The following is a 12,965-nucleotide window of genomic DNA, read 5'->3' on the forward strand; positions in this document are numbered from 1 at the left end:
AAACCTGGTCCTGTGGAGCAGTTTGGAGTGCTCGCCACCCTGTCAAGGTGGAGGCCGCGGGTTCAAATCCCGTCAGGACCGCATGAAGACCGAGGCCCGCATCCCGCGAGGGATGCGGGCCTCGGTCGTATGCACCCGCCCGCACCGCCCGCCGGTCGCATGCGCCCGCCCGCACCGCCCGCCGGCCGCATGCACTCACCCGCACCGGCCACCCTCTCGCGGGTGCGCGCCCCTTCGGCGGCCCGCGTCGCGCGTACCGCGGCCTTGACGGCGTCACATCCGCTCGGTACCCAGAGAGCAGGGCCCGTTCCTCCTGTGCGGCCCCCGGAGGTGGCGTATGGCGGCGTCTGTCAGGCACGAGACACGGGCGCTTCTGAGGGCCCACCTGTCGGCCGCCTCCTCCTACCGGCATCTCACCCGCCACTGCCCCGTCTGCCACCGCCTGCTGCGCCTGGCGATGGACGCCGGCCCGTACGGCCAGGAGGCCGAGCAGGAGGCCGGCGAGGACGAGAGCCCCCGTCCCGCGTGAAGCCTCCCCCGGGGAGCCCCCCCCCCGCAGGGCCCAACCCCGGGGCGGGCGTGGGACTCTGGAGCAGCCCCTCCCTCTAACCCATGCGGAACGCGGCCTTCAAGCGCCGGGCCGTGTGACGGGTGTCACCGCATGAGTTTTTGAAACCGTGGCATTTACCCCCGTCATACAACGGGTCAATTTAATATGTGCAATTGCACCACCGCCGGGGTCCTCGCCCGGCCGTTCCGACAGGCATCCCCAGACTCCGACAAGGACGCTCACCAGGCCCGCCCGCCCCGGGCGCGGCCGCGCAGGCGCGGCGGGCGGCGGACGGGCCGGCGGACGGGCCCGGCGCACAAAAAAATCGCGCTGGACCCGGCGGAGTCCAGCGCGATCGACGACGCACCCTGTGTCGCTTGCCGACAACGTTCTCTTCGGCCTGGGCGAGGGCCCTGTTGGGGCAGGTCCCACGTCGCTTGGAGCTAGGGTTTCGGGCGCCTCGGCCGGTTGGGGGGCCGACCGTCTTGCCCGGTTATGGAGTTGTTCAGGCCTCGCTGCGCTGCTGCGGGATGCCCGCAAGCAGGGCGCGGACCTCGGCCTCGCGGTAACGGCGGTGTCCGCCGAGCGTGCGGATGGACGTGAGCTTGCCGGCCTTCGCCCACCGCGTGACCGTCTTGGGGTCGACACGGAACATGGTGGCGACCTCAGCCGGGGTCAGCAGCGGCTCGGCATCAGGGGTGCGAGCGGTCATGAGCGGCCTCCTCGGGAGAACCGAACCTTCTCGGTTCTTTCCTCTAAATTCTGCACCTTGACCCGCGTTGCCCGAAATGGCGGACGCGAGTCGAGTCGGTTATAGGACGAACGGCTTGTCCTCGGCACTACAACTACACCATCCGTCCAGCCGCGTCGGCCAAACCGATGGAATTGCCCTCCCAGGTGTTCATCAGCGACGGAAGCCGATGGACCATGCCATAGCGGACAGTCACGCCACTGTGACGATCAGTCACAGGACGATCAGGAGTCACCAGACCCCCCAAAGCGTGCAATGCTGAGAAATCCGCCCACAGTGGAGCACAGTTGGGCGGACGGAGCCCTCCCCGGACTCCTTGTCCTATTTTGGCACGAGGGGTGGCAACTAGAGCAAGAGCCGGGTAAGTGCTGTCCGTCACCCTTGGGACAAAAGTCCAGATCGGGACCAACGCCCCATCAGGTCTCCAAGCGAGTAGAACGTACGTCCTCCGGCACCGATTTGACCGTGACGCACGTCACTCAGTTCGCGGAACGCCGGTCCCGCACCGACCGCCACCGCTCCACCAGGCGCCCGTACGCCTCCCCGGCGGCCGTCCCGTCCCCCCGGCGCAGCGCCTCGATGCCGGCCGCCACGTCCGCCGCCGAGTGATCGTCCTCCAGCTCGCCCGCCGGCAGCACGTGCACCAGCCCGCCGTAGTCCAGTTCCACCAGCGAACGCGGATGGAACTCCTCCAGCCAGCGGCCGACGTCCACCAGGCCGTCGATCAGCGGGCCCTCCTCGACGGTGTCCTTCAGCGTGCGCAGGCCCCGCGCCACCCGGCGCCGGGCCTGCACCATCGGCGTGCGGTAGCGCAGTACCGGGGGCACGTCGGCGGTCCCCTTGTCGTACCGCCGCTCCTCGTGCGAGACCAGCACGAACCAGTTCAGCGGCACCTGCCAGGTCGCCGTACGGATCCACGGGCGGGCGTCGGGGTTGCGGGCGAGCCAGCGCTCGTAGTCCTGGGCGGCCTGGCGGCGCACCACCTCGGGCAGCGCCGCGTCCAGCACCGGCGGCGGCAGCTCCTCGGCGAGGCCGCCCAGCGCCAGCCAGCCGCGCAGCCGGGTCCGCCAGGGGCACACGCACACCACCCCGTCGACCTCCAGCACGAAGGCGTCGCCGCTCTCCTGCACCGGCACCGCGACCGGCGGGGTGGGCAGCAAGTCGGCGAGGGAGCGCCGCAGTTCGTCCTGGTAGGAGGGGCGCTCCCGGCGGCGGGCGTAGCGCGTCCAGTGGCTGCGCTCCGGCTCCGGGAAGGCGCCCAGCGGCTCGTACACGCGCAGGTAGGCGGCATAGGGGACGACCACGGAGGACACCTTGGACACGCCTGCTCCCTCCCCACCGGGCCCGGCTCGAAACCACGGCAGATCGTGCCACGGTCATGCGTGCGCGGCGGCCCCGTGCGGGTGATCCTGAACACTGCACGGATGGTGAGTGGGCCGAGGCTCTACGCTCATGCCACGGCTCCCCGCCACCCGTACGGGGACCGCCCCACTCGCCGCTAGTACACAGGAGTCACCACAGTGACCGACGTAACCGGCGCGCCTGCTGATGTCCTGCACACCCTGTTCCACTCGGACCAGGGCGGCCATGAGCAGGTCGTGCTCTGCCAGGACCGCGCCAGCGGCCTCAAGGCCGTGATCGCCATCCACTCCACCGCCCTGGGCCCGGCCCTCGGCGGCACGCGCTTCTACCCCTACGCGACCGAGGCCGAGGCCGTCGCCGACGCCCTGAACCTCGCGCGCGGGATGTCCTACAAGAACGCCATGGCCGGTCTCGACCACGGCGGCGGCAAGGCCGTGATCATCGGCGACCCGGAGCGCGACAAGACCGAGGACCTGCTCCTCGCCTACGGCCGCATGGTCGCCTCGCTCGGCGGGCGCTACGTCACCGCGTGCGACGTCGGCACCTACGTGGCGGACATGGACGTCGTGGCCCGCGAGTGCCGCTGGACCACAGGCCGCTCCCCCGAGAACGGCGGCGCCGGCGACTCCTCCGTGCTCACCGCCTTCGGCGTCTACCAGGGCATGCGCGCCTCCGCCCAGCACCTGTGGGGCGACCCCTCACTGCGCGGGCGCCGGATCGGGGTCGCCGGCGTCGGCAAGGTCGGCCACCACCTGGTGCGGCACCTGCTCGACGAGGGCGCCGAGATCGTGATCACGGACGTGCGGGCCGACGCGGTCCGGCGGGTCCTCGACCAGCATCCCGCCGGGGTCACGGCCGTCGCCGACACCGAGGCGCTGATCCGGGTGGAGGGGCTCGACATCTACGCCCCGTGCGCCCTGGGCGGAGCCCTGAACGACCTCTCCGTCCCGGCGCTCACCGCCGCGGTGGTGTGCGGGGCGGCCAACAACCAACTGGCCCATCCGGGTGTGGAGAAGGACCTCGCCGACCGCGGGATCCTCTACGCGCCGGACTACGTGGTGAACGCCGGCGGGGTCATCCAGGTGGCCGACGAGCTGCACGGGTTCGACTTCGACCGGTGCAGGGCGAAGGCGGCGAGGATCTTCGACACCACGCTGGCCATATTCGCACGTGCGAAGACGGACGGGATTCCGCCGGCCGCGGCGGCCGACCGGATCGCCGAGCAGCGGATGGCCGACGCCCGCGCGGAAGGCACCGCGCACTAGTCCTGTCGTACACCTGAGCGGTACCCGTCGGCGGGAACTTAGAGAGAACTCTCACTTCCCCCGGCGGGTCGTTCCCGGATAAGTGGTTAAAATCGCCACTGACCAGCGAGGACAGGGCGCCTCGAAGGTCCTGTGCACACGCGCTTGCTGCGGGCGACGTACCGTATGGGCGCGGGCTCAGGTACCGTGGAAGCCCTACGGAACGGCCTCTCCGCGGAGGGTTCGTTCCGGATCATGAACGCGTGTCAGACTCTGGGGCCGTCGAGCCCCGTCACCGAGGGGGTCGAGCCATGGGGCGCGGCCGGGCCAAGGCCAAGCAGACAAAGGTCGCCCGCCAGCTGAAGTACAACAGCGGTGGGACTGACCTGTCACGTCTGGCCAGTGAACTGGGCGCATCGACTTCGAGCCAGCCGCCGAACGGCGAGCCGTTCGAGGACGATGAAAACGATGAGGACGATCTCTACTCGCGCTACGCCGACCTCTATGAGGACGACGAGGACGAGGATGACGGTCCCTCACAACACCGTCGCGGCGCTTGACCTTGCACTGAGCACTCACCCGGTCGGTGGCACAGCCACCGACCGGGTTCTGTGCTGTCCGCACGGTCAGGCGGAGTAGTCCCCGACCAGCTCGGCGCCGGTCGTCTTCTCGCCGCGCTCGGTGATCTCGCCGGCGATCCAGGCGTCGACGCCGCGGTCGGCCAGCGTCGCGAGGGCCACCTCGGTGGACTCCGCCGGGACGACGGCCATCATGCCGACGCCCATGTTCAGGGTCTTCTCCAGTTCCAGGCGCTCCACGTTCCCGGTCTTGCCGACCAGGTCGAAGATCGCGCCCGGGGCCCAGGTGGAACGGTCGACCACGGCGTGCAGGCCGTCCGGGATCACCCGGGCCAGGTTGGCGGCGAGTCCGCCGCCGGTGATGTGGCTGAAGGCGTGCACCTCGGCGGTCCGGGTCAGCGCCAGGCAGTCCAGCGAGTAGATCTTGGTGGGCTCCAGCAGCTCCTCGCCGAGGGAGCGGCCCAGCTCCGCGATCTCGGTCTCCAGGGCCCCGGCGCGCTCCAGCAGGACGTGCCGGACCAGGGAGTACCCGTTGGAGTGAAGACCGGAGGACGCCATGGCGATCACGGCGTCACCCGTGCGGATACGGTCCGGGCCCAGCAGCCGGTCGGCCTCCACGACGCCCGTACCGGCGCCGGCGACGTCGAAGTCGTCCTCGCCCAGCAGGCCCGGGTGTTCGGCCGTCTCACCGCCCACCAGGGCGCAGCCGGCCAGCACACAGCCTTCGGCGATGCCCTTCACGATGGCCGCGACCCGCTCGGGGTGGACCTTGCCGACGCAGATGTAGTCGGTCATGAACAGCGGCTCGGCACCGCACACCACGATGTCGTCCATGACCATGGCGACCAGGTCGTGGCCGATGGAGTCGTAGACGCCCATGCGGCGCGCGATGTCGACCTTCGTGCCGACGCCGTCGGTGGCGGAGGCCAGCAGCGGGCGCTCGTAGCGCTTGAGGGCGGAGGCGTCGAAGAGCCCGGCGAAGCCGCCGAGGCCGCCCAGGACCTCGGGGCGCTGGGTCTTCTTCACCCACTCCTTCATCAGCTCGACGGCGCGGTCGCCCGCCTCGATGTCGACGCCCGCGCTCGCGTAGCTGGCACCAGTGGTCTCGGAAGACATGATCTTGAGAACTTTCGTGTCGTACCGCGTGAAAAAAGCGGGCTTACGGGCGACGGATCGCGTCGGCGGCGGCCGTGGCCGCGGGCCCGGCGGCCAGCTCGGTCTCCAGCAGCTGCTTTCCGAGCAGCTCCGGGTCCGGCAGCTCCATCGGGTACTCGCCGTCGAAACAGGCGCGGCACAGGTTCGGCTTGGCGATCGTGGTCGCCTCGATCATGCCGTCGATGGAGATGTAGGCGAGGGAGTCGGCACCGAGGCTGGTGCCGATCTCCTCGATGGTCATGCCGTTGGCGATCAGCTCCGCCCGGGTGGCGAAGTCGATGCCGAAGAAGCAGGGCCACTTCACGGGCGGGGAGGAGATCCGGATGTGGACCTCGGCGGCGCCGGCCTCGCGGAGCATGCGGACCAGGGCCCGCTGGGTGTTGCCGCGCACGATCGAGTCGTCGACGACGACCAGGCGCTTGCCCTTGATGACTTCCTTCAGCGGGTTCAGCTTCAGGCGGATGCCCAGCTGGCGGATGGTCTGCGAGGGCTGGATGAAGGTACGGCCGACGTAGGCGTTCTTCACCAGGCCCGCGCCGAAGGGGATGCCGGACGCCTCCGCGTAGCCGATGGCGGCCGGGGTGCCGGACTCCGGGGTCGCTATGACCAGATCGGCCTCGACCGGGGCCTCCTTGGCCAGGCGGCGGCCCATCTCCACGCGGGAGAGGTACACGTTCCGGCCGGCGATGTCGGTGTCCGGGCGGGCCAGGTACACGTACTCGAAGACACAGCCCTTGGGCTTCGCTTCTGCGAATCGAGAGCTGCGCAGGCCGTTCTCGTCGATGGCGACGAACTCGCCCGGCTCGATCTCGCGCACGTAGCTCGCGCCGCAGATGTCGAGGGCGGCGGACTCGGAGGCGACCACCCAGCCGCGCTCCAGCCGGCCCAGCACCAGCGGGCGGATGCCCTGCGGGTCACGGGCGGCGTAGAGGGTTCCCTCGTCCATGAAGACCAGGGAGAAGGCGCCCTTGACCTTCGGGAGCACCGCGTGCGCGGCCTCCTCGATGGTCAGCGGCTTGCCGTCCTCGTCGACCTGCGCGGCGAGCAGCGCCGTCAGCAGGTCGGTGTCGTTGGTGGCCGCGACCCGGGTGGAGCGGCTGTTGTTGTCGTTCGGCAGGGCGGCGACCATCTCGGCGAGCTGCGCCGTGTTGACCAGGTTGCCGTTGTGACCGAGCGCGATCGAACCGTGCGCGGTGGCGCGGAACGTCGGCTGGGCGTTCTCCCACACGGAGGCACCGGTGGTCGAGTAGCGGGCGTGTCCGACCGCGATATGACCCTGGAGCGAACCGAGCGAGGTTTCGTCGAAGACCTGGGAGACCAGGCCCATGTCCTTGAAGACGAGGATCTGGGAGCCGTTGCTTACCGCGATTCCCGCGGATTCCTGACCCCGGTGCTGGAGGGCGTAGAGCCCGAAGTACGTGAGCTTTGCGACCTCTTCACCCGGGGCCCAGACGCCGAAGACGCCGCAAGCGTCCTGGGGGCCCTTTTCGCCGGGAAGCAGATCGTGATTGAGTCGACCGTCACCACGTGGCACACCACCGAGTGTAGGCGAGATCGACCACTGGTCCGAATTGGGGATGCGCGCCCCCGGCGGACCGACCGGTGTCGATCACTTTGGGTCTTTCCGTGTTTGTGCTGGTCAAAGCGGTGCGTCAGGGTCTCGCGGGCGATCCGGTCCGATGCCTGGCCCCTGCGGAGGGGCCGTTTGCCGGATACGTGAGTGAGGCGTCGCACATCATTCGGAGGCGCCGCGGCTGAGCCGGACCCGGTCGCCGTCGCCGTCGGTGAGCGTCAGTTTCGCGTCGTCGGCCTTGGCGACGAGTGTGCCCGTGGTCAGGGCGCGGGCGAGGGCCCGCTCGAAGTCCATCCGGGTCTTGTCGCAGGCCATGCGGGTGGTGCGCAGGTTCCCGATGGTGATCCGGTCGCCGTCCACGGTGGCCCGGGCACTGAACTGGTTGCAGCCCAGGTTGCCGGCGGCCTTGCCGTCCTCGTCGATGCGCAGGCGGGCGGTGGCGGGGGCGCGCAGGGTCGTCCCGCCGGCGGTCAGGCTGTCGATGCGCCAGTCGATCCCCGTCACGCGCTGCTGGACGCTCACCGCACCACTGTCTCCCTTCTGGCTGCCGCAGGCCACCATGCACGGGAGGAGCACGGCGGCCACCGTCAAGGTCAGGTGCTGCTTGTGCCGGTTCATACGGATTCGACGGACCGGCGGTACGACTGGTTCCGCTATGGCGTCAGCGGTAGCAGGCCCCCGATGTCCGCCCGCTCCCCGCTGGCGCTGACCTTCGCCTCCGCCAGCGCGTCCGCCCAGGTCACGCGGCCGGTGGCCAGGCGGATCCAGGTCAGCGGGTCGGTCTCCACGACGTTCGGCGGGGTGCCGCGGGTGTGCCGGGGCCCCTCGACGCACTGCACGACGGCGTACGGCGGCACCCGCACCTCGGTGGATCCGCCGGGCGCCTTCACGGCGAGGGCGTCGGCGAGCAGCCGGGTGGCGATGGCCAGGGCCTGCCGCTCGTACGGCACCTGGAGGCCGGGGACGGCGGCGTTGAGGTCGTCGGTGTGGACGACGAGTTCGACGGTGCGGGTGAGGAGGTAGTCGTCCAGCGGCATGGCGCCCGCGCCGGTGTCCAGCAGCCTGCCGCCGGGGTGCGCGTCGAGCAGGGCGCGCAGGCTCCGGTCGACGTCGGCGAGGTAGGCGTCGAGGTCCGGGGGCGCGACGGGGGGCTCGCCTGCGTGGCCGTCGACGCGGGACCCGGCGGAGAAGGGCCACCCGACCGGGGTGATGAGGTGCTGCCCGGCCGGGGCGGGCAGCTCCAGGGCCCGGCGCACGGCCGTCAGCGCCGTCCCGACGTGGGCGCCCAGGTCGCGCACCGTCCACGGGCCGAGCCGGGTGGGCAGGACGAGCTGCCCGGGGGTGAGGCCGCGCACGGCCTCCCGCACATGGGCGAGCTGTCCGAGGACCGCGGCTCGGGTCTTGGCGGGGTCGTGACTGCGGGCGCGCTTCCTGGCCGGTGGCATGGCGGTGAGCCTATGCGGTGGCCGGCCAGGGGGGCCGGACGGCCCCGCCCGCGTGGGCGGGCGGGGCCGTTCCGCGTGCGGGTCCGGCCGTTACGCCAGCAGGGCCGGGATCGTCCCCTCGTGCGCCTCGCGCAGTTCGGCGAGGGGCAGGGAGAACTCGCCCTGGATCTCCACCGACTCCCCGTCCACGACACCGATGCGGGTGGCCGGCAGGCCGCGCGCGCCGCACATGTCGGTGAACCGCAGCTCCTCCGAGCGCGGCACGGCGACGACCGCGCGGCCGGCCGACTCGGAGAACAGGAAGGTGAAGGCGTCCAGACCGTCGGGTACGACCAGACGCGCGCCCTTGCCGCCGAGCAGCGCGGACTCGACCACGGCCTGGATCAGACCGCCGTCGGACAGGTCGTGCGCGGAGTCGACCATGCCGTCGCGGGAGGCGGAGATCAGGATCTCGGCGAGCAGGCGCTCCCGCTCCAGGTCCACCGCCGGAGGCAGGCCGCCCAGGTGGTCGTGGATCACCTGGGACCAGGCCGAGCCGCCGAACTCCTCGCGGGTGTCGCCGAGGAGGTAGAGCAGCTGGCCCTCCTCCTGGAAGGCGCCCGGGGTGCGGCGGGCGACGTCGTCGATCACGCCGAGCACGGCCACGACCGGGGTCGGGTGGATGGCCGCCTCGCCCGTCTGGTTGTAGAGGGAGACGTTGCCGCCGGTCACCGGAGTGCCCAGCTGCAGGCAGCCGTCCGCCAGGCCGCGCACGGCCTCCGCGAACTGCCACATGACCGCCGGGTCCTCGGGCGAGCCGAAGTTCAGGCAGTCCGAGACGGCCAGCGGCCGGGCGCCGGTCGTGGCGACGTTGCGGTACGCCTCGGCCAGGGCCAGCTGGGCGCCCGTGTAGGGGTCGAGCTTGGCGTAGCGGCCGTTGCCGTCCGTGGCGATGGCGACGCCGAGGCCGGTCTCCTCGTCCACGCGGATCATGCCGGAGTCCTCCGGCTGGGCGAGGACGGTGTTGCCCTGCACGAAGTGGTCGTACTGGGACGTGATCCACTTCTTGGACGCCTGGTTGGGGGAGGCCACCAGCTTCAGGACCTGGTCCTTCAGCTCCTCGCCGGTCGCCGGGCGGGGCAGCTTGTCCGCGTCGTCGGCCTGGAGGGCGTCCTGCCAGTCCGGGCGGGCGTAGGGGCGCTCGTAGACCGGGCCGTCGTGGGCGACCGTGCGCGGGTCGACGTCGACGATCTTGCCGCCGTGCCAGAAGATCTCCAGCCGGTCGCCGTCGGTCACCTCACCGATGACGGTGGCGATGACGTCCCACTTCTCGCAGATCTCCAGGAAGCGGTCGACCTTCGCCGGCTCCACGACCGCGCACATGCGTTCCTGCGACTCGCTCATGAGGATCTCCTCAGGAGAGAGCGTCGAGTCACGCAGCGGGACGTCGTCCAGGGTGACGCGCATGCCGCCGGAGCCGTTGGAGGCCAGCTCGGAGGTGGCGCAGGAGAGGCCGGCGGCGCCGAGGTCCTGGATGCCGACGACCAGCTTCTCCTTGAACGCCTCCAGGGTGCACTCGATGAGGAGCTTCTCCTGGAAGGGGTCGCCGACCTGGACGGCGGGACGCTTCGAGGGCTTCGCGTCGTCGAAGGTCTCGGAGGCCAGGATCGACGCGCCGCCGATGCCGTCGCCGCCGGTCCGGGCGCCGTACAGGATGACCTTGTTGCCCGCGCCGGACGCCTTGGCGAGGTGGATGTCCTCGTGCCGCATCACACCGATCGCACCGGCGTTCACCAGCGGGTTGCCCTGGTAGCAGGCGTCGAAGACGACCTCACCGCCGATGTTGGGCAGGCCGAGGCAGTTGCCGTAGCCGCCGATGCCCGCGACCACGCCCGGCAGGACGCGCTTGGTGTCGGGGTGGTCGGCCGCGCCGAAGCGCAGCGGGTCCACGACCGCGACCGGGCGCGCGCCCATCGCGATGATGTCGCGGACGATGCCGCCGACACCCGTGGCCGCGCCCTGGTAGGGCTCGACGTAGGAGGGGTGGTTGTGCGACTCGACCTTGAAGGTGACCGCGTAGCCCTGGCCGACGTCGACGACGCCGGCGTTCTCGCCGATGCCGACGAGGAGGGCGTCGGACTCGGGGGCCTTCTCGCCGAACTGGCGCAGGTGGACCTTGGAGGACTTGTACGAGCAGTGCTCGGACCACATGACCGAGTACATGGCGAGTTCGGCGCCGGTCGGGCGGCGGCCGAGGATCTCCACCACCCGCTCGTACTCGTCCTTCTTCAGACCGAGTTCGGCCCAGGGCAGCTCGACGTCGGGGGTCGCGGCCGCGTGCTCGACCGTGTCCAGAGGCGTCCGGCTCATGCGTTGACCAGCTTCTTGAGGATCGAGGTGAAGAAGGGCAGACCGTCGGTACGGCCCGTACCGATCAGCGGCTCGACGGCGTGCTCGGGGTGCGGCATGAGGCCGACGACGTTCCCGGCCTCGTTGGTGATGCCGGCGATGTCCCGCAGGGAGCCGTTCGGGTTGAAGCCCACGTACCGGAACGCGACCCGGCCCTCGGCTTCCAGCATGTCCAGCGTGCGGTCGTCGGCGACGTACCGGCCGTCCATGTTCTTCAGCGGGATGTGGATCTCCTGGCCGGCGCGGTAGTCGCTGGTCCAGGAGGTCTCCGCGTTCTCCACCCGCAGCTTCTGGTCGCGGCAGATGAAGTGGAGGTGGTCGTTGCCGAGCATGGCGCCCGGCAGGAGGTGGGCCTCGGTGAGGATCTGGAAGCCGTTGCAGATGCCGAGGACCGGCAGTCCGGCCTTCGCCTGCTCGATGAGGGGCTCCATCACCGGCGAGAAGCGTGCGATGGCACCGGCGCGCAGATAGTCGCCGTAGGAGAAACCTCCGCACAGCACCACGGCGTCGACCTGCTTGAGGTCCTTGTCCTTGTGCCACAGGGCGACCGGCTCGGCGCCCGCGAGACGGATCGCGCGCCGGGTGTCCCGGTCGTCCAGGCTGCCCGGGAAAGTGACGACGCCAATACGAGCGGTCACCTGGCCGCCTCCGCGACTTCATCGACGCGGACGGTGAAGTCCTCGATCACGGTGTTGGCGAGGAAGGATTCCGCAAGATCGCGGATCCGGGCGAGCGCGGCCTCGTCGACCGGCCCGTCAACTTCCAGTTCGAAACGCTTTCCCTGACGTACGTCCGAGATCCCCTCGAATCCCAGGCGCGGCAGCGCACGCTGGACCGCCTGGCCCTGGGGGTCGAGGATCTCCGGCTTGAGCATGACGTCGACTACGACGCGTGCCACTGGCACTCCCGGTGTGTGGTGCTGAGCAGGTTCCTTCAGACTACCCGCACAAAATTTCTACGCGGGTAGAGTTGGAGGAATGTACGTGAGGCGCATCACGATCGGGTGTCGAAGCCGTGCCCCCGTGAAAAGTTCTGGGAAAGTTCCACAGTCCGCCTCACGCCTCTATTGCGCCCGGACACGCGGACGGATTTAGTCGGGCTTCACTTTGCTTTGCCGGGCACTGTACAAATGAATTGGCAATAGCCGATACTCGGCATGTCGTCGGCGTTGAGCTGTAACGACGTGCCGCACGAAGGGACCGATATTCGTGGCGCAAAAAGTCGTGGTCACTCTCTTTGACGACATCGACGGCTCGGAAGCGGCGGAGACGATCGCCTTCGGACTCGACGGCAGGTCGTACGAGATCGACCTGAACGAAACCAACGCCGAGAAACTGCGCAAGGTGCTCGCGCCCTACGTCGAGGCCGGCCGCAAGCGTTCCCGGTCCGGCAAGGCGTTCCGGCAGACGGAGGTCGCCCCCGACCCGGCGGCCGTGCGCGCCTGGGCCCAGGCCAACAAGATGGACGTCCCCGCGCGCGGGCGCATCCCGAAGAAGGTCTACGAGGCGTTCAGCGCCGCCCAGTGAGCCCGAGCAGGGGCGCGTCCTCAGGGTCCGTCAGCGGGCCCTGAGGACCGTGCACTTGGGACATACGGGGCCCCGGGAGGCGCCGACTTGCGCTACCCCCCTGCTGATCAGCTAATGTCTGGGACACGCCGAGGGGCGAGGCCGGAAGGCCGGATCCCGAGGACCGTGCGGGTGTAGTTCAGTAGTAGAACATCCCCCTTCCAGGGGGAAGGCGCAGTGTGCGATCCCTGTCACCCGCTCTGCATCGCCGTCACGACCACTGCTGTGGATCGGGTAGGCTGGTGCCCGCACCGGTCGGTGGGAGCCGATCGGGAGCAATGCGGACGTAGCTCAGTTGGTAGAGCGCAACCTTGCCAAGGTTGAGGTCGCGAGTTCGAGCCTCGTCGTCCGCTC

13 protein-coding genes and 3 tRNA genes are annotated in these 12,965 nt (G+C 70.1%); 7 read left to right on the top strand and 9 right to left on the bottom strand.

The genetic code is table 11. The annotated features are described in order from the left end of the window. The first annotated feature begins 6 nt into the window (after positions 1-6). Positions 7-81: transfer RNA gene (locus tag GT045_RS35945), tRNA-Asp, on the top strand. 256 nt (positions 82-337) lie between these two features. Then, entirely contained in the window at positions 338-529 is a 192-nt protein-coding gene (locus GT045_RS35950; RefSeq protein ID WP_161288959.1) for a DUF6274 family protein, read from the top strand. Between the two features lie 526 nt (positions 530-1,055). Here GT045_RS35950 and bldC read toward each other — a convergent pair. After that, entirely contained in the window at positions 1,056-1,262 is a 207-nt protein-coding gene (gene bldC, locus GT045_RS35955) for a developmental transcriptional regulator BldC (RefSeq protein WP_003949541.1), read from the bottom strand. Positions 1,263-1,780: 518 nt separating this feature from the next. Next, positions 1,781-2,623 carry a hypothetical protein gene (locus GT045_RS35960; RefSeq protein WP_161294520.1) on the bottom strand — a complete coding sequence of 281 codons (843 nt, stop codon included), beginning with the start codon at positions 2,621-2,623 and terminating at the stop codon, positions 1,781-1,783. Positions 2,624-2,821: 198 nt separating this feature from the next. Between GT045_RS35960 and GT045_RS35965 the strand changes: the two genes are divergently transcribed. Then, positions 2,822-3,928 carry a Glu/Leu/Phe/Val dehydrogenase dimerization domain-containing protein gene (locus tag GT045_RS35965; RefSeq protein ID WP_161294522.1) on the top strand — a complete coding sequence of 369 codons (1,107 nt, stop codon included), beginning with the start codon at positions 2,822-2,824 and terminating at the stop codon, positions 3,926-3,928. Between the two features lie 290 nt (positions 3,929-4,218). Then, positions 4,219-4,467 carry a DUF3073 domain-containing protein gene (locus tag GT045_RS35970; RefSeq protein ID WP_161294524.1) on the top strand — a complete coding sequence of 83 codons (249 nt, stop codon included), beginning with the start codon at positions 4,219-4,221 and terminating at the stop codon, positions 4,465-4,467. Positions 4,468-4,533: 66 nt separating this feature from the next. Here GT045_RS35970 and purM read toward each other — a convergent pair whose 3' ends face one another. The 7 genes from purM to purS form a co-directional block, all read right to left on the bottom strand. Beyond that, positions 4,534-5,601 carry a phosphoribosylformylglycinamidine cyclo-ligase gene (gene purM, locus GT045_RS35975; protein WP_161336780.1) on the bottom strand — a complete coding sequence of 356 codons (1,068 nt, stop codon included), beginning with the start codon at positions 5,599-5,601 and terminating at the stop codon, positions 4,534-4,536. 43 nt (positions 5,602-5,644) lie between these two features. Next, a complete protein-coding gene (purF, locus tag GT045_RS35980; RefSeq protein WP_161336781.1) occupies positions 5,645-7,174 on the bottom strand; it encodes an amidophosphoribosyltransferase in 1,530 nt (509 codons plus the stop codon). Positions 7,175-7,375: 201 nt separating this feature from the next. Next, a complete protein-coding gene (locus GT045_RS35985; protein WP_161336782.1) occupies positions 7,376-7,831 on the bottom strand; it encodes an META domain-containing protein in 456 nt (151 codons plus the stop codon). Positions 7,832-7,866: 35 nt separating this feature from the next. Beyond that, positions 7,867-8,658 carry a maleylpyruvate isomerase family mycothiol-dependent enzyme gene (locus GT045_RS35990; protein ID WP_161336783.1) on the bottom strand — a complete coding sequence of 264 codons (792 nt, stop codon included), beginning with the start codon at positions 8,656-8,658 and terminating at the stop codon, positions 7,867-7,869. Positions 8,659-8,748: 90 nt separating this feature from the next. Further along, positions 8,749-11,007 carry a phosphoribosylformylglycinamidine synthase subunit PurL gene (gene purL, locus GT045_RS35995; protein ID WP_161336784.1) on the bottom strand — a complete coding sequence of 753 codons (2,259 nt, stop codon included), beginning with the start codon at positions 11,005-11,007 and terminating at the stop codon, positions 8,749-8,751. Next, entirely contained in the window at positions 11,004-11,684 is a 681-nt protein-coding gene (gene purQ / locus GT045_RS36000; RefSeq protein ID WP_161292531.1) for a phosphoribosylformylglycinamidine synthase subunit PurQ, read from the bottom strand. Before purQ ends, purL begins: the two co-directional genes overlap by 4 nt. After that, entirely contained in the window at positions 11,681-11,944 is a 264-nt protein-coding gene (gene purS, locus GT045_RS36005; protein WP_161292529.1) for a phosphoribosylformylglycinamidine synthase subunit PurS, read from the bottom strand. Before purS ends, purQ begins: the two co-directional genes overlap by 4 nt. Before the next feature lie 310 nt (positions 11,945-12,254). Here purS and GT045_RS36010 point away from each other — a divergent pair, with 310 nt between their 5' ends. The 3 genes from GT045_RS36010 (at position 12,255) to GT045_RS36020 (ending at position 12,964) form a co-directional block, all read left to right on the top strand. After that, entirely contained in the window at positions 12,255-12,572 is a 318-nt protein-coding gene (locus tag GT045_RS36010; protein WP_161292526.1) for an Lsr2 family protein, read from the top strand. A 167-nt stretch (positions 12,573-12,739) separates the two neighbouring features. Then, a tRNA-Gly gene (locus GT045_RS36015) sits at positions 12,740-12,811 on the top strand. A gap of 80 nt (positions 12,812-12,891) precedes the next feature. Continuing rightward, positions 12,892-12,964: transfer RNA gene (locus GT045_RS36020), tRNA-Gly, on the top strand. Position 12,965 lies beyond the last annotated feature (1 nt).

The organism is Streptomyces sp. SID486, assembly GCF_009865385.1.
GTDB lineage: Bacteria > Actinomycetota > Actinomycetes > Streptomycetales > Streptomycetaceae > Streptomyces.